Below are 17,956 nucleotides of genomic sequence, written 5' to 3'. Positions count from 1 at the left end.
AAAATGGCACAAAGAGATTTAAAATTTACTAGAAATATTGGAATTGCAGCTCATATTGATGCAGGTAAAACTACAACAACAGAGCGTATCCTTTATTATACAGGAATAAGCCACAAAATAGGAGAGGTGCATGATGGTGCCGCTACTATGGACTGGATGGAACAGGAGCAGGAAAGAGGTATTACAATTACTTCTGCTGCTACGCATTGTAAGTGGATGTATAGAGATCAGGAATTTACGGTAAATATTATCGATACTCCTGGTCACGTTGATTTTACCGTAGAGGTAGAGCGTTCTTTACGTGTTCTTGATGGTGTGGTTGCATTGTTCAGTGCTGTAGATGGTGTTGAGCCACAATCTGAAACCGTTTGGAGACAGGCTGATAAATATAAAGTACCACGTTTAGGATTTGTAAATAAAATGGACCGTCAGGGAGCTGACTTCTTTAATGTGTGTAAGCAGGTTAGAGAAATGCTAGGTGGAAACCCGGTACCATTACAAGTTCCAATCGGTGATGAAATAGACTTTAAAGGAGTTGTTGATCTTATTTCCAAAAAAGCAATTATTTGGAATGATGAGGATCACGGGATGACCTATGAAACTATAGATATTCCTGAAGAACTTATGGATGATGTGAATAAATACCGAACTGAGCTTGTAGAAGCTGTAGCCGAGTATGATGAAGCATTGATGGAAAAGTTCTTTGAAGACGAAAATTCAATTACTGAAGACGAGATTATTGCTGCGCTTAGAGCTGCAACCATAGATATGTCTATTATACCTATGATGTGTGGTTCTGCCTTTAAAAATAAAGGTGTGCAGGCAATGCTTGATGCGGTAATGAGATATATGCCTTCTCCAGTAGATGTAGAAGCTATTGTTGGAACAAATCCTGAGACTAATGAAGACGAAAGCAGAAAGCCACACGTTGACTCTCCTTTCTCTGCATTAGCATTTAAAATTGCTACCGATCCTTTTGTTGGTCGTTTGGCATTCTTCCGTGTTTATTCGGGAGCATTAGATGCAGGATCTTATGTATTGAACAATAGATCAGGTAAAAAAGAACGTATTTCTCGTATTTACCAGATGCACTCTAATAAGCAGGAGCCTATTAATAGAATTGAAGCTGGTGATATTGGTGCAGCTGTTGGTTTTAAAGATATTAAAACCGGAGACACGCTAACTGATGAGAAACACCCAATCGTTCTTGAGTCTATGACTTTCCCTGAGCCAGTAATTGGTATCGCGGTAGAACCTAAGACTAAGGCTGATGTTGATAAAATGGGTATGGCTTTAGCTAAACTAGCTGAGGAAGATCCAACTTTCCAGGTGAAGACTGATGAAATTTCAGGACAAACCATTATCTCTGGTATGGGAGAGCTTCATATTGAAATTCTTGTAGACCGTTTAAAGAGAGAATTTAAAGTAGAAGTTAACGAAGGTCAGCCTCAGGTTGAGTACAAAGAAACAGTAACTAAAAACGCTGAGCACAGAGAGGTTTATAAAAAGCAATCTGGTGGTCGTGGTAAATTTGCTGATATTGTATTTGAGATGGGTCCTGTAGACGAAGACTTTGAAGGAAAAGGACTTCAGTTTGTAGATACTATTAAAGGTGGACGTATTCCTAAAGAATTTGTTCCTTCGGTAGAAAAAGGATTTAAGGAAGCTATGAAGAGCGGCCCAATGGCTGGTTTCCAAATGGATACTTTAAAAGTAACCCTTAAGGATGGATCTTTCCACCCTGTAGATTCCGATCAACTTTCTTTCGAATTGGCTGCTAAAATGGGTTACAAAGCCGCTGCTAAAAAAGCCGGTGCTGTAGTTCTTGAGCCAATTATGAAAATTGAAGTAGTTACTCCAGAAGAAAATATGGGTGATATTGTTGGTGACCTTAACAGAAGAAGAGGTCAGGTAAACAGCATGTCAGACAGATCTGGAGCTAAGATTATTAAAGCGGAAGTGCCTTTAGCTGAAATGTTTGGATATGTTACTACATTAAGAACATTATCTTCTGGTAGAGCAACTTCAACTATGGAATTTTCTCACTATGCTGAAACTCCTTCTAATATTTCAGAAGAAGTAATTAAGGCGGCAAAGGGTACAAACGAATAATATTAGGAAAATGAGTCAGAAAATAAGAATAAAACTAAAATCCTACGATCATAACCTGGTAGATAAATCTGCAGAGAAGATCGTGAAGACTGTAAAAACTACAGGTGCGGTGGTAACAGGGCCAATTCCTTTGCCTACTCACAAAAAACTTTTTACTGTTTTACGTTCTCCTCACGTGAACAAGAAAGCTAGAGAGCAATTTCAATTAAGCTCTTACAAAAGGCTTTTAGATATCTACAGTTCTTCTTCAAAAACAATTGATGCGTTGATGAAGTTGGAACTACCTAGTGGAGTTGAAGTAGAGATCAAGGTATAAGTCTATCCCCGCTAAGGCGGGGAACTTAAGGTTTCCATTTATTTGGAAGCAAACATGTCCCGAGCAGTTGGCGAGGGAAAAACGGAAGAAAGATACATTCAGGGCGAAAGTATTTTTCTGCCCTGAATTTTTTTAAATAAATAAGTAATAATCAATAATTAATTATGTCTGGGTTAATAGGAAAAAAAATAGGCATGACCAGTATTTTTGACGAGAACGGGAAAAATGTTCCTTGTACCGTTATAGAAGCAGGTCCATGCGTAGTTACCCAAGTCAGAACCAAAGAGGTTGACGGGTATGAGGCACTTCAAGTTGGTTTCGATGACAAAAAGACTGCAAATAAAGCGTCCGAAGGGCACGCTAAAAAAGCAGGAAGCGTTGCAAAACGTAAAGTCGTTGAATTCAAAGGATTTGAAGCAGATTATAAATTAGGTGATGCTATCACAGTAGAGCACTTTAACGAAGGAGAATTTGTAGATATTGCAGGTACTTCTAAGGGTAAAGGCTTTCAGGGGGTTGTGAAAAGACACAACTTTGGTGGTGTGGGTCAGGCGACTCACGGTCAGCATAACCGATTAAGAGCTCCGGGTTCTATTGGTGCAGCGTCTTACCCTGCACGGGTTTTCAAAGGAATGAAAATGGCCGGTAGAATGGGTGGAGAAAGAGTTAAAGTAGAAAACCTGAGAGTTTTAAAAGTGGTGGCAGATAAAAACCTTTTAGTAGTAAAAGGATGTGTGCCAGGTCACAAAAACTCATACGTAATCATTAGTAAGTAATGGAAGTAGCAGTTTTAGATATAAAAGGAAAAGAAACAGGCAGAAAAGCAAAGCTTTCTGACTCTGTTTTCGCTATAGAGCCGAATGATCACGCTGTGTATCTTGATGTTAAGCAATATTTAGCTAATCAGCGTCAGGGAACTCATAAAGCCAAAGAACGTGCTGAAATTACGGGTAGTACTCGTAAGATTAAGAAACAAAAAGGTACCGGTACTGCACGTGCAGGTAGCATTAAGTCACCAATCTTTAAAGGTGGTGGACGTGTTTTTGGACCAAGACCAAGAAATTACGGTTTTAAATTGAATAAAAATTTAAAACGTTTGGCTAGAAAATCGGCTTTATCAATTAAAGCAAAAGGAGAATCAATTTATGTAATTGAAGACTTTTCTTTTGATGCGCCAAAGACAAAAAGTATGATTGATGTTTTGAAAGCCCTTGGTATTCAGGACAAAAAATCGCTTATAGTGTTGGGTGACTCAAATAAAAATGTATATTTGTCGTCACGTAATTTAAAAGGACTTGAGGTTGTAAACTCCTCAGAATTAAGTACTTACGGAATTCTTAATGCTAAGAATATTGTATTGCTTGAAGGTTCTTTAGAAGGAATTGAGTCGAATTTAAGTAAATAAGCCTTATGAGTATCTTGATAAAACCAATTATTACAGAAAAAGCCACTGGAGATAGCGAGTTGAATAACCGTTTTTCTTTCGTGGTAAACAGTAAGGCGAATAAGATTGAAATTAAGAATGCAGTAGAAGCTGCTTACGGAGTTTCAGTTGAAAAAGTTCGTACTATAAATGTCCGTCCAGATCGCAAAACCAGGTATACAAAGTCTGGTATGATCACTGGTAAAACCAAAGCTTTCAAAAAAGCATTGGTACAGGTGACGGAAGGTGAAACTATTGATTTGTACAGTAATCTTTAAGATTAAAAAATGTCAGTTAGAAAATTAAAACCAATCACCCCTGGCCAGCGATTTAGAGTAGTAAACGGGTATGACGCCGTAACTACTGATAAGCCGGAAAAAAGCCTTTTGGCTCCGATAAAAAAGTCAGGTGGGAGAAACAGTCAGGGAAAAATGACTATCCGCTACAAAGGTGGAGGTCATAAAAGACGTTACAGAATTGTAGACTTTAAACGCGACAAGCACGGTGTTCCGGCTACTGTTGCGAGTATAGAATATGATCCTAACCGAACTGCTTTTATCGCATTGTTGAATTACCAGGATGGTGAGAAACGATATGTTGTTGCTCAAAATGGGTTGCAGGTAGGTCAAAATATTGTATCAAGCACAGATTCGGCTGCGCCAGAAATTGGAAATGCTATGCCGTTGTCTAGTATACCGCTTGGTACTGTAGTTTCTTGTATAGAGTTAAGAGCTGGGCAGGGTGCTGTAATGGCAAGAAGTGCTGGAGCTTTTGCTCAATTATTAGCAAGAGAAGGGAAATACGCAACTGTAAAACTACCTTCTGGAGAAATTAGAAGAGTGTTAGCTACATGTATGGCAACAATTGGAGCTGTATCTAATAGTGATCACCAACTTCAGGTTTCTGGTAAAGCTGGTAGAAAACGTTGGTTGGGTATAAGACCAAGAACAAGACCGGTTGTGATGAACCCTGTGGATCACCCAATGGGTGGTGGTGAAGGAAGAGCTTCCGGAGGTCACCCACGTTCTAGAAAAGGTTTACCTGCTAAAGGATTCAAAACCCGTTCAAGAACAAAAGCGAGTAATAAGTATATTGTAGAACGTAGAAAGAAATAATAAGATATGGCACGTTCATTAAAAAAAGGACCTTACGTTCACTATAAGTTAGATAAGAAGGTAGCTCAAAATGTTGAGTCTGGTAAAAAAGCCGTGATCAAAACCTGGTCTAGAGCTTCAATGATTACTCCAGATTTCGTTGGGCAAACTATCGCTGTTCACAACGGGAAGCAATTTGTACCTGTATATGTAACAGAGAACATGGTAGGTCATAAGTTAGGAGAATTTTCACCGACACGTTCTTTTAGAGGGCATTCAGGTGCAAAAAATAAAGGTAAAAGATAATTGAAGCTATGGGAGTTCGTAAAAGAGAAAGAGCAGAGCAAATAAAAGAGGCCAAAAAACAGGTAGCTTTTGCAAAGTTGAATAACTGCCCTACTTCACCTAGAAAAATGCGCCTTGTTGCGGATCTAGTAAGAGGTGAGAAAGTAGAGAAGGCGCTTCAAATATTGAAATTCAGTTCAAAAGAAGCTTCTGGACGTTTAGAGAAATTATTGCTTTCTGCAATAGCCAACTGGCAGTCTAAAAACGAAGAGGCGAATATTGAAGAAGCTGAATTGTTTGTAAAAGAAATCCGTGTAGATGGAGGAGCGATGCTTAAGAGGCTACGTCCTGCACCACAGGGTCGCGCACATAGAATTAGAAAGAGATCCAATCACGTTACTTTGGTGCTTGGAGAAAACAATAATACACAAAGCTAAGTAGAGTATGGGACAGAAAACAAATCCAATCGGGAATCGCCTTGGTATCGTAAGAGGATGGGAATCCAACTGGTACGGAGGAAAGGACTACGGCGATAAATTAGCCGAAGACGATAAGATTAGAAAGTACATCCATGCTCGTCTTTCAAAAGCGAGTGTATCTAGGGTAATTATTGAGCGTACGCTTAAGCTTGTAACCGTTACTATCACCACTGCCAGACCAGGTATTATTATTGGTAAAGGCGGCCAAGAGGTAGACAAGCTTAAAGAAGAGCTTAAAAAGATTACCGACAAGGAGGTTCAAATTAACATCTTTGAGATTAAGAGGCCAGAACTTGATGCTCATTTAGTGGCATCTAGTGTTGCAAGACAAATTGAGAATCGTATCTCTTACCGTCGTGCAATTAAAATGGCTATCGCGGCTGCTATGAGAATGAATGCTGAAGGAATCAAAATACAGATTTCCGGACGTTTAAATGGTGCTGAAATGGCACGTTCAGAAGCATACAAAGATGGTAGAATTCCTCTGTCTACTTTTAGGGCCGATATTGATTACGCTTTAATTGAAGCTCACACTACTTATGGTAGATTGGGTGTTAAAGTATGGATCATGAAAGGCGAAGTGTACGGTAAAAGAGATCTTTCTCCGCTTGTTGGCATGTCTAAGAAGCAAGGAGGAAAAGCTGGAGCCGGGCGAGGTGGTAACAAATCACGTCGTAGAAAGTAATTTTTTAAAGTAAAGAAAAATGTTACAACCTAAAAGAACAAAATACCGTAAACAGCAGAAGGGCCGTATGAAAGGTAATGCCGGAAGAGGGCATAGACTCTCTAACGGAACCTTTGGAATTAAATCTATGGATTCTAGTTTCATTACTGCCCGTCAAATAGAAGCTGCACGTATTGCTGCTACCCGTTATATGAAAAGGGAAGGTTCTATCTGGATTAAAATATTTCCAGACAAGCCTATCACTAAGAAACCTCTAGAGGTTCGTATGGGTAAAGGTAAAGGTGCTGTTGAATATTGGGCTGCTGTTGTAAAACCAGGAAGAATTATGTTTGAAATTGGTGGAGTACCAATGGATGTTGCTAAAGAAGCTTTAAGGCTTGCAGCGCAGAAACTTCCTGTAAGAACCAAATTTATTGTAGCTAGAGACTATCAAGCTTAATATTATAAAGTTATGAAACAATCAGAAGTAAAAGAACTGTCTGTGGCAGAATTACAAGAAGAGCTTGGTAAATCTAGAAAAGCATATTCAGATTTGAAAATGGCTCACGCAGTTTCGCCATTAGAGAACCCAATACAGCTTAGAGCTGTACGAAGAACTATAGCGAGACTTGCTACAGAGTTAACTAAAAGAGAACAACAATAAGTGTTATTCTGCTGAAAGATGGAAAAAAGAAATTTAAGAAAAGAGCGTATAGGTGTTGTTACCAGTAATAAAATGCAGAAATCAATCGTGGTTTCTGAAGTTAAGAAAGTAAAACACCCTATGTATGGAAAATTCGTTTTAAAAACGAAAAAATACGTAGCGCACGACGAAACAAACGACTGCAACGAAGGAGATACTGTAAGGATCATGGAGACAAGACCTTTAAGTAAATCTAAATGTTGGAGATTAGTAGAAATAATTGAAAGAGCGAAGTAATGGTACAACAAGAGTCTAGACTAAGAGTAGCAGACAATACCGGGGCAAAAGAAGTTTTGACCATTCGTGTATTGGGCGGTACAAAGAAAAGATACGCTTCTGTTGGGGACAAGATCGTTGTCAGCGTAAAAGAAGCTACACCTAACGGGAATATCAAAAAAGGTGCAGTTTCAACAGCAGTAGTTGTTCGTACCAAGAAAGAAGTACGCAGACAGGACGGATCTTATATCCGTTTTGATGATAATGCTTGTGTATTGCTAAACCCTACCGGAGAAATGCGCGGAACTCGTGTATTTGGACCGGTTGCGAGAGAACTTCGTGATAAGCAATTCATGAAAATTGTATCATTGGCACCAGAAGTGCTTTAATACATTAACAAGATGAGAAAGCTTAAGATAAAATCTGGAGATACTGTAAGAGTTATTGCTGGAGACCATAAAGGTCAGGAAGGCAAAGTTCAAAAAGTACTCATAGAAAAGAATAAAGCCATCGTGGAAGGTGTGAACACTATCTCAAAACATGAGAAGCCAAGTGCATCTAACCCACAAGGTGGTATTGTAAAGAAAGAAGCTCCTATTCATATTTCTAACCTTTCTTTGTTAGACAAAGATGGTAATACTACCAGAGTTGGATATAAAGAAGAGGATGGAAAGAAAGTAAGATTTTCCAAAAAATCTAATGAAGTAATTTAGTTATGGCATACGTACCAAGACTTAGAGCAGAATATGCAGAGCGAATTAAGCCTGCATTAAAAGAAGAATTTAGCTACGCTAACGTAATGGAGATCCCAAAACTTGAAAAAATAGTTTTGAGCCGTGGCGTTGGTGCAGCTGTAGCAGATAAAAAGCTAATTGACCATGCTGTAGATGAACTTACAACAATTACAGGTCAAAAAGCGGTGCAAACCATTTCTAAAAAGGATGTTGCTTCATTCAAACTTCGTAAAGGAATGCCAATTGGGGCAAAAGTTACTTTGCGAGGATATAGAATGTACGAATTTCTAGATCGTTTAATCACATCAGCACTTCCACGTGTTCGTGATTTTAACGGGATTAAAGCTAATGGTTTTGATGGTAGAGGGAATTACAATTTAGGTGTTACTGAACAAATCATCTTTCCGGAGATCGATATTGATAAAGTAAACCGAATTAATGGTATGGATATTACCTTTGTGACCACTGCCAAGACCGATAAGGAAGCTAAATCATTGTTAACCGAACTAGGATTACCTTTTAAAAAGAATTAATTATGGCTAAAGAATCAATGAAAGCCCGTGAGGTGAAGAGACAAAAAATGGTGAAGAAGTATGCTGAAAAACGCGAAGCTTTGAAAGAAGCTGGCGATTGGGAAGCACTACAAAAATTACCAAAAAATTCTTCTCCTGTACGTTTGCACAACCGTTGTAAACTAACTGGTAGGCCAAAAGGATATATGAGACAGTTTGGTCTTTCTCGTGTAATGTTTAGAGAAATGGCTAATCAAGGTTTAATTCCAGGAGTTAGAAAAGCTAGTTGGTAAAATTATAAATTGGTTGCAGGTTCTACCGATAGTCGGTAAGAAAACCACATCCGCAAATTATTATAGATGAATACAGATCCTATTGCAGATTATTTGACAAGAGTTAGGAACGCTGTGGCTGCAAACCACAGGGTGGTAGAGATACCAGCTTCTAACCTTAAAAGGGAGATAACAAAAATATTATTCGATCAGGGATATATTCTTAGTTACAAGTTTGATGATGCTACTGCTCAGGGGACAATTAAAATTGCCCTTAAGTATGATAAAATCACTAAAGAACCTGTAATTAAAGATATTCAAAGAATAAGTAAACCTGGTTTACGTAAGTATGCCGGCGCTAATGAATTGCCACGTATCCTTAATGGTCTTGGTATCGCTATAGTTTCTACTTCTCACGGTGTAATGACCGGGAAGCAAGCTAAAGCCGAGAAAGTTGGTGGTGAAGTATTGTGTTACGTTTACTAATACTTAAAAGACTAAAGAAATGTCAAGAATAGGTAAAAGCCCAATTACAATTCCTGAAGGTGTAACTGTAGACCTTAAAGGTAATATTGTAACGGTAAAAGGAAAATTAGGAGAACTTAAGCAGGAAGTTAGCGACATTGATGTGAAAATTGAAGATGGCGTAATTACTTTTGAACGTTCTTCAGAGAAAAGTGATCAAAAAGCAAAACACGGTTTATACCGTGCTTTGATAAACAATATGATTGAAGGAGTTTCTAACGGATACACTAAATCATTGGAATTGGTAGGAGTTGGATATAGAGCAACTAACCAGGGACAAAAATTAGATTTGGCCGTTGGGTTTTCCCATAATATTGTAATAGATTTGGCACCGGAAGTTCAGGTGGAAACAATTTCAGAAAAAGGTAAGAATCCTATTGTGAAATTGACTTCTTATGACAAGCAACTTGTGGGCCAAATAGCTGCTAAAATACGTTCCTTCAGAGCTCCAGAGCCTTACAAAGGAAAAGGTATTAAGTATGTTGGAGAACAATTACGTAGAAAAGCAGGTAAATCAGCTTAATAAAGTTTAGATATGGCAGTTTCAAAACAAGATAGACGAAATAAGATAAGAAAGCGTGTTCGTAAGTCAATTACGGGTACCGCTAGCCGTCCAAGATTATCTGTATTTAGAAGTAATAAAGAAATTTATGCTCAAATTATAGATGATGTAGAAGGAAAAACCCTGGCTGCAGCCTCTTCGAGAGATAAAGGTGTAACAGCAGAAGGAAATAAATCCAAGCAAGCAGAATTGGTTGGTAAAGCCCTTGCTGAAAAAGCTTTAAAGGCCGGTGTAGAAACTATTTCTTTTGATAGAAGTGGTTACCTGTATCACGGAAGAGTTAAATCATTAGCAGAAGGTGCTCGAGAAGGAGGACTAAAATTCTAGAAAATTATGTATCAAGATTATAAAAACGTAGAACATGTAAAACCGGGCGGACTTGAATTAAAAGACCGTTTGGTAGGAGTACAACGTGTGACCAAAGTAACCAAAGGTGGTAGAGCTTTTGGATTTTCTGCTATCGTAGTAGTAGGAGATGAGAATGGTGTTGTAGGGCAAGGTTTAGGGAAATCTAAAGAAGTTGCTGACGCTATCTCTAAAGCTGTGGAAGATGCAAAAAAGAATTTAGTGCGTATTCCTTTACATAAAGGAAGCCTTCCTCACGAACAGAAAGGTAAGTATGGTGGTGCAAGAGTTCTTTTGCTACCTGCTGCAACTGGTACCGGGATTATTGCCGGTGGTGCAATTCGTGCCGTACTGGAATCTGTTGGTGTACACGACGTACTTTCTAAAAACCAGGGGTCTTCAAACCCACACAACGTAGTAAAAGCTACTTTTGATGCGCTACTTCAATTAAGAAGTGCTGATACTGTTGCTAAACAACGTGGTATTTCACTAGAAAAGGTTTTTAAAGGATAAATCAAGGAGAACGATGGGAAAGATAAAAGTTACAAAAGTAAAAAGTGCTATTAACCGATCTAAAAACCAGAAATTGGTTTTAGAGTCTCTTGGTCTTAAGAAAATTGGCCAGACGGTAGAGCATAACGATACGCCAAACATCCTTGGTATGGTAAATAAAGTTAAACATTTAGTTTCTGTAGAAGAAACAAAATAATAAATTCACATGGAATTAAATAACTTAAAACCTGCGAAAGGTTCAGTTAAGAGTAACAACAAACGTGTTGGCCGTGGAGAAGGATCAGGAAAAGGTGGTACTGCCACTCGTGGTCACAAAGGGGCTAAGTCTCGTTCTGGTTACTCCAAAAAGATAGGTTTTGAAGGTGGGCAGATGCCACTTCAACGCCGTGTTCCAAAATTTGGTTTCACTAACAGAAATCGTGTAGCTTATCAAGGTGTAAATCTTGATACTTTGCAACGTTTGGTTGATGAAGGTAAAATTAAAGATACTGTAGATGTTAATACTTTGATCGAAAACGGTCTTGTAAGTAAAAACGAACCAGTTAAGATATTAGGTAGAGGTGAATTAAAGGCAAAGTTGAAAATATCTGTTCATAAATTTACTGCCTCAGCAAAAGAAGCTATAGAAGCTGCTGGAGGTGAAGTTGTTACTTTATAATAGATAGCCAAATGAAATTCATCAATACTATTAAAAATATTTGGAAGATCGAGGAACTAAAAAATAGAATTTTAGTTACCCTCGGTCTATTGTTGGTCTATCGTTTTGGAGCGCAAGTTGTGCTTCCCGGAATAGATGCCTCGCAATTAACTAATCTTGCTAGTCAAACCGATGGTGGCCTTTTAGGCCTCCTAAATGCATTTACAGGAGGAGCATTTTCTAATGCTTCTGTTTTTGCGTTGGGAATTATGCCATATATCTCGGCTTCGATTGTGGTGCAGCTTATGGGTATTGCGATACCTTACCTGCAAAAACTTCAAAAAGAAGGAGAGAGCGGTAGGCGTAAGATCAATCAAATCACTCGCTGGTTAACTATTGCAATTACCTTAGTGCAGGGACCTGGTTATATTTATAACCTTTTTGCTACACTTCCGCAGCAAGCCTTTTTATTAGGTGATACTGTGACATTTGTGGCTTCTGCTGTAGTAATCCTTACTACAGGAACCATTTTTGCAATGTGGCTGGGTGAAAAGATAACCGATAAAGGTATTGGTAATGGTATTTCGCTATTAATTATGGTTGGTATTATTGCTACCTTACCGCAGGCATTTATTCAGGAATTTGCTTCCAGAGTATTTGAATCTAATGGAGGCCTTATTATGATTCTTATTGAATTGGTAATTTGGTTCGCTATTATTCTTGCTTCGGTAATGTTGGTTATGGCCGTGCGTCAAATCCCGGTGCAATATGCCAGAAGAACCGCCTCAGGAGGTTACGAGAAAAACGTATTTGGATCAAGACAGTACATTCCACTTAAGCTTAATGCTTCAGGTGTAATGCCAATTATATTTGCTCAAGCGATTATGTTTATCCCGGCTGCTGTGGCAGGATTATCAGATTCTGATGCTGCACAAGGGGTTACCGCTGCTTTTAGCGATATATTCGGATTTTGGTATAATGTAGTATTTGCACTATTAATTATTGTATTTACTTACTTCTATACCGCGATTACTGTACCTACCAATAAAATGGCTGATGATCTAAAACGAAGTGGAGGATTTATTCCAGGTATTCGTCCCGGAACTGAAACCGCCGAGTTTTTAGATAGAATTATGTCTCAAATTACCTTGCCAGGATCTATTTTCCTTGCGCTTATTGCTGTGTTCCCAGCGATTGTGGTGCAACTCTTAGGTGTGCAACAAGGATGGGCATTGTTTTTTGGAGGAACCTCGCTTTTAATTATGGTTGGAGTTGCAATAGATACTATGCAACAAGTAAATTCTTACTTGCTGAATAGACATTACGACGGATTAATGAAAACAGGTAAAAACAGAAAAGCAGTAGCTTAATTATGGCAAAACAACCGGCAATAGAACAAGACGGAACAATTATAGAAGCATTATCTAATGCAATGTTTCGTGTAGAATTGGAAAATGGTCACGTTGTGACAGCTCATATCTCTGGGAAGATGCGTATGCATTACATTAAATTGTTACCTGGAGATAAAGTAAAACTGGAAATGAGTCCTTACGATCTAAGTAAGGCTCGTATAACATACAGATACTAAAAGTAATTTGAGCTATTTGTAAAATTTTCAGTACTTTTGCAACCTGAAAAATTTATGAATGCTGAAATCCTGATTTTGAGCATATTTCAAAATTAGTGAATTGTAAAAAACTAAAGAGATGAAAGTTAGAGCATCAGTAAAGAAAAGAAGTGCCGACTGTAAGATAGTTCGCAGAAAAGGGCGCCTTTACGTAATTAACAAAAAGAATCCTAGATTTAAACAAAGACAAGGCTAATTATGGCAAGAATTGCAGGGGTAGATATACCTAAACAAAAGCGAGGAGTTATAGCATTGACCTATATCTTCGGAATTGGTAAAAGCAGGGCTCAAAAGATCCTTAGCCAGGCCAAAGTAGATGAAAGCAAAAAAGTTTCAGATTGGGACGATGAAGAAATTGGTCGTATTCGTGAAGCTGTTGGTGAATTTACAATCGAAGGAGAATTACGTACAGAAGTTCAAATGAGTATTAAGCGTCTAATGGATATTGGATGCTATAGAGGTATTCGTCACAGAAGTGGTTTGCCACTTAGAGGGCAGAGAACCAAAAATAACTCAAGAACCAGAAAAGGTAGAAGAAAAACAGTTGCTAACAAGAAGAAAGCAACTAAATAGTAATTAATATGGCAAAGAAGACAGTTCAAAAAAAGCGTAAAGTAACCGTTGAGTCCGTAGGACAAGCGCACGTTACGGCTTCTTTCAATAACATTATTGTTTCCCTTACTAATAAAAAGGGTGACGTTATTGCTTGGTCATCTGCAGGAAAAATGGGTTTTAGAGGTTCTAAAAAGAATACTCCTTATGCTGCCCAGTTAGCTGCAGAAGACGCGTCTAAAGTAGCTCACGAAGCTGGTTTGCGCAAAGTTAAAGTTTACGTTAAAGGGCCGGGGAATGGTAGAGAATCTGCTATTCGTTCGCTTCATAACAACGGGATTGAAGTAACTGAGATTATTGATGTTACTCCATTACCACACAACGGATGTCGTCCTCCTAAGAGACGTAGAGTTTAATAATAAGTATAAATAAATAAGAGAGGAGTTAAGATTATCGAAGGACAGAGACCTTAATTCATAATCCCTTTCTTCTAAATTCAAAGTTAATGGCAAGATATACTGGTCCAAAGACTAAAATAGCCCGAAAGTTCGGAGAAGCTATTTTTGGAGACGATAAGTCTTTCGAAAAAAGAAATTATCCTCCGGGACAACACGGTAACAACCGTCGTCGCGGTAAAAAATCTGAATATGCTATCCAGTTAATGGAAAAGCAAAAAGCAAAGTATACTTATGGTATCCTTGAGCGTCAGTTTAGTAATATGTTTAAAAAAGCTACTAGAGCGCAAGGAATTACTGGTGAGGTTTTACTTCAATTTTGTGAATCACGTCTTGATAACGTAGTATTTAGAATGGGTATTGCCCCTTCTAGAAGAGCAGCAAGACAATTTGTATCTCACAGACACATTACGGTAAATGGAGAGTTGGTAAATATACCTTCTTACCAATTGAAAGCGGGTGATGTTGTAGGTGTTCGTGAAAAATCAAAATCTTTACAGGCTATCCAGGATTCACTAGCTAACTCTAGCAGTGTATACGAATGGATTACCTGGAATAACGAAACAAAACAAGGTACTTTTGTTTCAGTACCCGGACGTATTCAGATTCCGGAAAACATAAATGAACAATTCATCGTCGAATTATATTCGAAATAATAATTCACAGAAGTCGTAATATGGCAATACTAAATTTTCAGAAGCCCGATAAAGTTATAATGATTGATTCAACCGATTTCGAAGGGAAATTTGAATTTCGCCCTTTGGAACCTGGATATGGATTAACCGTTGGTAACGCTTTAAGAAGAGTGCTTTTATCTTCATTAGAAGGTTATGCAATCACTTCCATTCGTATAGAAGGCGTAGATCACGAATTCTCCGCTATTCCTGGAGTCGTTGAAGACGTAACAGAAATTATCCTGAACCTTAAACAAGTAAGGTTCAAAAGGCAAATTGATGAAATAGATAACGAAGCCGTTACCATTTCTATATCTGGAGAAGAACAAATTACTGCCGGTCACTTTCAAAAATTCATTTCAGGCTTTCAAGTCCTAAATCCAGATCAGGTGATCTGTACTGCAGATAAGAAAGTAAACCTGAATATGGAAATGACCATAGAAAAAGGTAGAGGTTATGTTCCGGCCGAAGAAAACAAAAAAGCCAACGCACCTCTTGGAACTATATTTACCGATTCTATTTATACACCAATAAAGAACGTAAAATATAGCATTGAAAACTATCGTGTAGAGCAGAAGACCGATTATGAAAAATTGGTTTTTGAAATCGTAAGCGATGGTTCTATTCATCCAAAAGATGCGCTTACTGAAGCTGCAAAAACACTTATACACCACTTTATGTTATTCTCTGACGAGCGTATTACGCTTGAAGCAGACGAGATAGCACAAACTGAAACTTATGATGAAGAATCTCTTCATATGAGACAGTTGCTTAAAACTAAGTTGGTAGATATGGATCTTTCAGTAAGAGCTTTAAATTGCTTAAAAGCGGCTGAAGTTGATACCTTAGGAGACCTTGTTTCTTACAATAAAAATGACTTGATGAAGTTTAGAAACTTCGGAAAGAAATCTTTAACTGAGCTTGAAGAATTGGTAAGTAACAAAGGACTTAACTTTGGTATGGACCTTTCAAAATACAAATTAGATAAGGACTAATATATAAGTAGTTTTCCATAAAAGCCGGCAAAAGATCGCGCTTTGGGAAAATGAATTAAGAACAAAACAATGAGACACGGAAAGAAAACAAACCATTTAGGTAGAAAGACCGCTCACAGGAAGTCTATGCTAGCCAATATGGCCTGCTCTCTTATAGAGCACAAGAGAATCAATACCACCGTAGCTAAGGCAAAAGCTTTAAAAGTTTTTGTAGAGCCTTTGGTAACTAAGTCTAAAGAAGATACTACTCACAATCGTAGATTGGTATTCAGTAAACTTCGTCAAAAAGAAGCTGTAGCCGAATTGTTTCGTGAGGTAGCTCCTAAAGTTGGTGACCGCCCGGGTGGATACACAAGGGTAATTAAGTTAGGTAACCGTCTTGGAGATAATGCCGATATGGCCCTTATCGAGTTAGTTGATTACAACGAAACTTATAACCTTAGTAAGCCAGAGAAGAAGAAATCTACACGTAGAGCGGGTAGAAAGAAAGCTACTGAGGCTACTGCTCCAAAAGCAGAAGGTAAAACAGAAGAGAAATCTTCAGAAAATAAAGAGGATAAAAAAGAGGAATAGAAATGAATCTTTTAATAATCTAATTTTTAAAAAGGATAAACTCTCTGGGTTTATCCTTTTTTTATATATTAAAACGAAATAGTCATTTCCGCGAAAGCGGAAATTTAAATAGAAGAAGTCTATTTCTACGAAGGCTGAAATCAAAAAGTTCACTTCCGCTTAGGCGGACAACATACAACACAACAAACACATCTAGGATTATTACTATGAAATATCAAACTCGAAAAAAAGCGATTATCTTACTGGAAGATGGTACTATCTTTCACGGTAAGGCAGTAGGAGACAAAGACGGTAAAGCCGTTGGAGAAGTTTGTTTTAATACCGGGATGACCGGTTACCAGGAGATCTTTACAGATCCATCCTATTACGGCCAACTTATGGTTACCACCAATGCTCACATTGGTAATTATGGAACCTTAGCCGAAGAAAGCGAAGCCGATAAGGCTAAAATTTCCGGACTTATCTGTAAAAATTTTAGTTACACTCATTCTCGCCCTGCCGCCGATTCTTCTCTTCAGGAGTTTTTAGATGATAGTAACTTATTTGCTATTTCTGATGTAGATACTCGTGCTTTAGTAACATACATTAGAGAAAATGGAGCAATGAATGCTATTATCTCAACAGATGTTGATAATATAGAAGAACTTAAAAAAGAACTTGCCGAAGTGCCAGATATGAACGGTTTAGAACTGGCTTCTAAAGTTTCAACTAAAGAACCTTATTATTTTGGGAACGAAAATGCTACTTACAAGATTGCTGCACTAGATGTTGGCATTAAGAAGAATATTCTGCGCAATTTTGAGAAGCGCGATGTGTATGTAAAGGTTTTTCCATACAATGCAACTTACGAGGAGATGAGTGAATGGAATCCAGATGGCTATTTCCTTTCAAATGGCCCAGGAGATCCACAGCCTTTGGAAAGCGCGATCACGCTAACTAAAGCTATTTTAGAAAAAGATCATCCGTTGTTTGGAATTTGTTTGGGTCACCAAATTATTGCAATTGCTAATGGTATAAAAACCTATAAAATGCATCACGGCCACCGCGGAATAAATCATCCTGTGAAAAATCTAATCACCGGGAAAGGCGAGATTACTTCTCAAAATCACGGGTTCTCGGTAGATAAAGCCGAAACAGAAGCGAACAGCGAAGTCGAGATCACTCATATTTGCTTAAATGATGATACAGTTGGCGGGATTGCGATGAAAAATAAAAACTGTTTTTCAGTTCAGTATCACCCTGAAGCAAGCCCTGGCCCACACGATGCCAGTTACCTTTTTGATGAATTTATGGATCGGATAAAAAGAGTGAAAGCTTAAATAGCTTCTATAATAATTGATTGTAAAGAGGCCGTCTAAAAAGTATTTAGATGGCCTTTTTTATTGATAAAAGTTTTTGTGAGAGAAGCGCTTCTTCTTTTGTAGATATTCTTAATGATAAAAAAGGAAGGAAGCCCCCTTCCTATGCTATACTGAATTTTCTTAAGTTGTGCGCCATAGCGATTAACCCTATTTCAGTAGTTACTTTCTCCATTCCCCGAAGCATAAATCGCTTGAAGCCCATGTTTTGCTTGATATTCCCAAAAACGGCTTCCACATCCCAGCACCGACGTTTACGATGTGCTATTCCCGCTTCACTTAATAGTAGGTTCCTAGCTTTTTCTTTGAGACGGATCAGGTTATGATTGC

32 protein-coding genes are annotated in these 17,956 nt (G+C 38.1%); 31 read left to right on the top strand and 1 reads right to left on the bottom strand.

The genetic code is table 11. From position 1 onward, the window contains the following. The first annotated feature begins 3 nt into the window (after positions 1–3). The 31 genes from fusA to carA all read left to right on the top strand — a co-directional run bounded on the left by fusA (position 4) and on the right by carA (position 17,587). Positions 4–2,112, top strand: a complete 2,109-nt coding sequence (gene fusA, locus B5440_RS01420) for an elongation factor G (RefSeq protein ID WP_070053718.1) — start codon at positions 4–6, stop codon at positions 2,110–2,112. A 10-nt stretch (positions 2,113–2,122) separates the two neighbouring features. Further along, on the top strand, positions 2,123–2,428 hold the full coding sequence (gene rpsJ / locus B5440_RS01415) for a 30S ribosomal protein S10 (protein ID WP_037319211.1): 306 nt from the start codon (positions 2,123–2,125) through the stop codon (positions 2,426–2,428). A 164-nt stretch (positions 2,429–2,592) separates the two neighbouring features. After that, positions 2,593–3,204, top strand: coding sequence for a 50S ribosomal protein L3 (gene rplC, locus B5440_RS01410; protein WP_037319213.1), 612 nt, complete (start codon positions 2,593–2,595; stop codon positions 3,202–3,204). Continuing rightward, complete coding sequence (rplD, locus tag B5440_RS01405; protein ID WP_070053717.1) at positions 3,204–3,833, top strand: 50S ribosomal protein L4; 630 nt, start codon at positions 3,204–3,206, stop codon at positions 3,831–3,833. The genes rplC and rplD overlap by 1 nt, the downstream gene beginning before the upstream one ends. A 5-nt stretch (positions 3,834–3,838) precedes the next feature. Beyond that, positions 3,839–4,129, top strand: coding sequence for a 50S ribosomal protein L23 (gene rplW, locus B5440_RS01400; RefSeq protein ID WP_070053716.1), 291 nt, complete (start codon positions 3,839–3,841; stop codon positions 4,127–4,129). A gap of 9 nt (positions 4,130–4,138) precedes the next feature. Continuing rightward, positions 4,139–4,966: a 50S ribosomal protein L2 gene (rplB, locus tag B5440_RS01395; protein WP_070053715.1), complete on the top strand. Its 828-nt coding sequence runs from the start codon at positions 4,139–4,141 to the stop codon at positions 4,964–4,966. A 6-nt stretch (positions 4,967–4,972) separates the two neighbouring features. After that, positions 4,973–5,251, top strand: coding sequence for a 30S ribosomal protein S19 (rpsS, locus tag B5440_RS01390; RefSeq protein WP_057482232.1), 279 nt, complete (start codon positions 4,973–4,975; stop codon positions 5,249–5,251). 8 nt (positions 5,252–5,259) lie between these two features. Next, the gene (gene rplV, locus B5440_RS01385; RefSeq protein ID WP_057482231.1) at positions 5,260–5,667 is read left to right on the top strand and encodes a 50S ribosomal protein L22; all 408 of its coding nucleotides are present in this window, start codon (positions 5,260–5,262) and stop codon (positions 5,665–5,667) included. Between the two features lie 7 nt (positions 5,668–5,674). Next, positions 5,675–6,394, top strand: a complete 720-nt coding sequence (gene rpsC / locus B5440_RS01380; RefSeq protein WP_070053714.1) for a 30S ribosomal protein S3 — start codon at positions 5,675–5,677, stop codon at positions 6,392–6,394. A 19-nt stretch (positions 6,395–6,413) separates the two neighbouring features. Continuing rightward, positions 6,414–6,833: a 50S ribosomal protein L16 gene (rplP, locus tag B5440_RS01375; protein ID WP_057482229.1), complete on the top strand. Its 420-nt coding sequence runs from the start codon at positions 6,414–6,416 to the stop codon at positions 6,831–6,833. Between the two features lie 12 nt (positions 6,834–6,845). Beyond that, positions 6,846–7,037, top strand: a complete 192-nt coding sequence (rpmC, locus tag B5440_RS01370) for a 50S ribosomal protein L29 (protein ID WP_037319233.1) — start codon at positions 6,846–6,848, stop codon at positions 7,035–7,037. A gap of 18 nt (positions 7,038–7,055) precedes the next feature. Then, entirely contained in the window at positions 7,056–7,313 is a 258-nt protein-coding gene (rpsQ, locus tag B5440_RS01365) for a 30S ribosomal protein S17 (RefSeq protein WP_037319236.1), read from the top strand. Continuing rightward, positions 7,313–7,681, top strand: a complete 369-nt coding sequence (rplN, locus tag B5440_RS01360; RefSeq protein WP_037319239.1) for a 50S ribosomal protein L14 — start codon at positions 7,313–7,315, stop codon at positions 7,679–7,681. Before rpsQ ends, rplN begins: the two co-directional genes overlap by 1 nt. 12 nt (positions 7,682–7,693) lie before the next feature. Beyond that, on the top strand, positions 7,694–8,005 hold the full coding sequence (gene rplX, locus B5440_RS01355) for a 50S ribosomal protein L24 (RefSeq protein WP_037319242.1): 312 nt from the start codon (positions 7,694–7,696) through the stop codon (positions 8,003–8,005). Positions 8,006–8,007: 2 nt separating this feature from the next. Further along, complete coding sequence (gene rplE / locus B5440_RS01350) at positions 8,008–8,559, top strand: 50S ribosomal protein L5 (protein WP_057482227.1); 552 nt, start codon at positions 8,008–8,010, stop codon at positions 8,557–8,559. A gap of 2 nt (positions 8,560–8,561) precedes the next feature. After that, positions 8,562–8,831 (top strand): 30S ribosomal protein S14, encoded by a 270-nt coding sequence (gene rpsN / locus B5440_RS01345; RefSeq protein WP_037319248.1) that lies wholly within the window; start codon positions 8,562–8,564, stop codon positions 8,829–8,831. A gap of 66 nt (positions 8,832–8,897) precedes the next feature. Then, on the top strand, positions 8,898–9,296 hold the full coding sequence (rpsH, locus tag B5440_RS01340) for a 30S ribosomal protein S8 (protein WP_070053713.1): 399 nt from the start codon (positions 8,898–8,900) through the stop codon (positions 9,294–9,296). 19 nt (positions 9,297–9,315) lie between these two features. Beyond that, a complete protein-coding gene (gene rplF / locus B5440_RS01335; RefSeq protein ID WP_070053712.1) occupies positions 9,316–9,858 on the top strand; it encodes a 50S ribosomal protein L6 in 543 nt (180 codons plus the stop codon). A 12-nt stretch (positions 9,859–9,870) separates the two neighbouring features. Continuing rightward, positions 9,871–10,224 carry a 50S ribosomal protein L18 gene (rplR, locus tag B5440_RS01330; RefSeq protein ID WP_057482223.1) on the top strand — a complete coding sequence of 118 codons (354 nt, stop codon included), beginning with the start codon at positions 9,871–9,873 and terminating at the stop codon, positions 10,222–10,224. Between the two features lie 6 nt (positions 10,225–10,230). After that, positions 10,231–10,755, top strand: coding sequence for a 30S ribosomal protein S5 (gene rpsE, locus B5440_RS01325; RefSeq protein WP_037319256.1), 525 nt, complete (start codon positions 10,231–10,233; stop codon positions 10,753–10,755). 13 nt (positions 10,756–10,768) lie between these two features. Further along, entirely contained in the window at positions 10,769–10,951 is a 183-nt protein-coding gene (gene rpmD, locus B5440_RS01320; protein WP_037319259.1) for a 50S ribosomal protein L30, read from the top strand. 9 nt (positions 10,952–10,960) lie between these two features. Then, entirely contained in the window at positions 10,961–11,413 is a 453-nt protein-coding gene (gene rplO, locus B5440_RS01315) for a 50S ribosomal protein L15 (RefSeq protein WP_070053711.1), read from the top strand. An 11-nt stretch (positions 11,414–11,424) separates the two neighbouring features. After that, positions 11,425–12,762, top strand: coding sequence for a preprotein translocase subunit SecY (gene secY / locus B5440_RS01310; protein WP_057482221.1), 1,338 nt, complete (start codon positions 11,425–11,427; stop codon positions 12,760–12,762). 2 nt (positions 12,763–12,764) lie between these two features. Next, positions 12,765–12,980 carry a translation initiation factor IF-1 gene (gene infA, locus B5440_RS01305; protein WP_013073244.1) on the top strand — a complete coding sequence of 72 codons (216 nt, stop codon included), beginning with the start codon at positions 12,765–12,767 and terminating at the stop codon, positions 12,978–12,980. 118 nt (positions 12,981–13,098) lie between these two features. Next, the gene (gene ykgO, locus B5440_RS01300) at positions 13,099–13,215 is read left to right on the top strand and encodes a type B 50S ribosomal protein L36 (protein ID WP_013305171.1); all 117 of its coding nucleotides are present in this window, start codon (positions 13,099–13,101) and stop codon (positions 13,213–13,215) included. A gap of 2 nt (positions 13,216–13,217) precedes the next feature. Next, a complete protein-coding gene (gene rpsM, locus B5440_RS01295; protein WP_057482220.1) occupies positions 13,218–13,592 on the top strand; it encodes a 30S ribosomal protein S13 in 375 nt (124 codons plus the stop codon). 8 nt (positions 13,593–13,600) lie between these two features. Beyond that, complete coding sequence (gene rpsK / locus B5440_RS01290) at positions 13,601–13,987, top strand: 30S ribosomal protein S11 (RefSeq protein WP_037319270.1); 387 nt, start codon at positions 13,601–13,603, stop codon at positions 13,985–13,987. An 89-nt stretch (positions 13,988–14,076) separates the two neighbouring features. Continuing rightward, a complete protein-coding gene (gene rpsD / locus B5440_RS01285) occupies positions 14,077–14,682 on the top strand; it encodes a 30S ribosomal protein S4 (protein ID WP_070053710.1) in 606 nt (201 codons plus the stop codon). Positions 14,683–14,702: 20 nt separating this feature from the next. After that, entirely contained in the window at positions 14,703–15,695 is a 993-nt protein-coding gene (locus tag B5440_RS01280) for a DNA-directed RNA polymerase subunit alpha (RefSeq protein ID WP_057482218.1), read from the top strand. 69 nt (positions 15,696–15,764) lie between these two features. Next, the gene (rplQ, locus tag B5440_RS01275; RefSeq protein WP_070053709.1) at positions 15,765–16,268 is read left to right on the top strand and encodes a 50S ribosomal protein L17; all 504 of its coding nucleotides are present in this window, start codon (positions 15,765–15,767) and stop codon (positions 16,266–16,268) included. 206 nt (positions 16,269–16,474) lie between these two features. Beyond that, entirely contained in the window at positions 16,475–17,587 is a 1,113-nt protein-coding gene (gene carA, locus B5440_RS01270; protein ID WP_070053708.1) for a glutamine-hydrolyzing carbamoyl-phosphate synthase small subunit, read from the top strand. A gap of 142 nt (positions 17,588–17,729) precedes the next feature. Here the strand turns inward: carA and B5440_RS01265 are convergent. Further along, positions 17,730–17,956, bottom strand: a 227-nt coding sequence (locus B5440_RS01265) for a transposase (protein WP_143533297.1), incomplete at its 5' end; no start/stop codon positions are given.

The sequence above is a fragment of the Salegentibacter salarius genome, assembly GCF_900168265.1.
GTDB classification, from domain to species: Bacteria; Bacteroidota; Bacteroidia; order Flavobacteriales; family Flavobacteriaceae; genus Salegentibacter; species Salegentibacter salarius.
The sequence above is the reverse complement of the archived record's forward strand: the minus strand, read 5'-3'. Positions and strand labels throughout refer to the sequence as shown.

Excerpts from the sequence above, each read along its gene's own strand:
- fusA (WP_070053718.1), top strand. The coding sequence starts at position 4 with ATGGCACAAAGAGATTTAAAATTTACTAGAAATATTGGAATTGCAGCT.
- rpsJ (WP_037319211.1), top strand. The coding sequence starts at position 2,123 with ATGAGTCAGAAAATAAGAATAAAACTAAAATCCTACGATCATAACCTG.
- rplC (WP_037319213.1), top strand. The coding sequence starts at position 2,593 with ATGTCTGGGTTAATAGGAAAAAAAATAGGCATGACCAGTATTTTTGAC.
- rplD (WP_070053717.1), top strand. The coding sequence starts at position 3,204 with ATGGAAGTAGCAGTTTTAGATATAAAAGGAAAAGAAACAGGCAGAAAA.
- rplW (WP_070053716.1), top strand. The coding sequence starts at position 3,839 with ATGAGTATCTTGATAAAACCAATTATTACAGAAAAAGCCACTGGAGAT.
- rplB (WP_070053715.1), top strand. The coding sequence starts at position 4,139 with ATGTCAGTTAGAAAATTAAAACCAATCACCCCTGGCCAGCGATTTAGA.
- rpsS (WP_057482232.1), top strand. The coding sequence starts at position 4,973 with ATGGCACGTTCATTAAAAAAAGGACCTTACGTTCACTATAAGTTAGAT.
- rplV (WP_057482231.1), top strand. The coding sequence starts at position 5,260 with ATGGGAGTTCGTAAAAGAGAAAGAGCAGAGCAAATAAAAGAGGCCAAA.
- rpsC (WP_070053714.1), top strand. The coding sequence starts at position 5,675 with ATGGGACAGAAAACAAATCCAATCGGGAATCGCCTTGGTATCGTAAGA.
- rplP (WP_057482229.1), top strand. The coding sequence starts at position 6,414 with ATGTTACAACCTAAAAGAACAAAATACCGTAAACAGCAGAAGGGCCGT.
- rpmC (WP_037319233.1), top strand. The coding sequence starts at position 6,846 with ATGAAACAATCAGAAGTAAAAGAACTGTCTGTGGCAGAATTACAAGAA.
- rpsQ (WP_037319236.1), top strand. The coding sequence starts at position 7,056 with ATGGAAAAAAGAAATTTAAGAAAAGAGCGTATAGGTGTTGTTACCAGT.
- rplN (WP_037319239.1), top strand. The coding sequence starts at position 7,313 with ATGGTACAACAAGAGTCTAGACTAAGAGTAGCAGACAATACCGGGGCA.
- rplX (WP_037319242.1), top strand. The coding sequence starts at position 7,694 with ATGAGAAAGCTTAAGATAAAATCTGGAGATACTGTAAGAGTTATTGCT.
- rplE (WP_057482227.1), top strand. The coding sequence starts at position 8,008 with ATGGCATACGTACCAAGACTTAGAGCAGAATATGCAGAGCGAATTAAG.
- rpsN (WP_037319248.1), top strand. The coding sequence starts at position 8,562 with ATGGCTAAAGAATCAATGAAAGCCCGTGAGGTGAAGAGACAAAAAATG.
- rpsH (WP_070053713.1), top strand. The coding sequence starts at position 8,898 with ATGAATACAGATCCTATTGCAGATTATTTGACAAGAGTTAGGAACGCT.
- rplF (WP_070053712.1), top strand. The coding sequence starts at position 9,316 with ATGTCAAGAATAGGTAAAAGCCCAATTACAATTCCTGAAGGTGTAACT.
- rplR (WP_057482223.1), top strand. The coding sequence starts at position 9,871 with ATGGCAGTTTCAAAACAAGATAGACGAAATAAGATAAGAAAGCGTGTT.
- rpsE (WP_037319256.1), top strand. The coding sequence starts at position 10,231 with ATGTATCAAGATTATAAAAACGTAGAACATGTAAAACCGGGCGGACTT.
- rpmD (WP_037319259.1), top strand. The coding sequence starts at position 10,769 with ATGGGAAAGATAAAAGTTACAAAAGTAAAAAGTGCTATTAACCGATCT.
- rplO (WP_070053711.1), top strand. The coding sequence starts at position 10,961 with ATGGAATTAAATAACTTAAAACCTGCGAAAGGTTCAGTTAAGAGTAAC.
- secY (WP_057482221.1), top strand. The coding sequence starts at position 11,425 with ATGAAATTCATCAATACTATTAAAAATATTTGGAAGATCGAGGAACTA.
- infA (WP_013073244.1), top strand. The coding sequence starts at position 12,765 with ATGGCAAAACAACCGGCAATAGAACAAGACGGAACAATTATAGAAGCA.
- ykgO (WP_013305171.1), top strand. The coding sequence starts at position 13,099 with ATGAAAGTTAGAGCATCAGTAAAGAAAAGAAGTGCCGACTGTAAGATA.
- rpsM (WP_057482220.1), top strand. The coding sequence starts at position 13,218 with ATGGCAAGAATTGCAGGGGTAGATATACCTAAACAAAAGCGAGGAGTT.
- rpsK (WP_037319270.1), top strand. The coding sequence starts at position 13,601 with ATGGCAAAGAAGACAGTTCAAAAAAAGCGTAAAGTAACCGTTGAGTCC.
- rpsD (WP_070053710.1), top strand. The coding sequence starts at position 14,077 with ATGGCAAGATATACTGGTCCAAAGACTAAAATAGCCCGAAAGTTCGGA.
- B5440_RS01280 (WP_057482218.1), top strand. The coding sequence starts at position 14,703 with ATGGCAATACTAAATTTTCAGAAGCCCGATAAAGTTATAATGATTGAT.
- rplQ (WP_070053709.1), top strand. The coding sequence starts at position 15,765 with ATGAGACACGGAAAGAAAACAAACCATTTAGGTAGAAAGACCGCTCAC.
- carA (WP_070053708.1), top strand. The coding sequence starts at position 16,475 with ATGAAATATCAAACTCGAAAAAAAGCGATTATCTTACTGGAAGATGGT.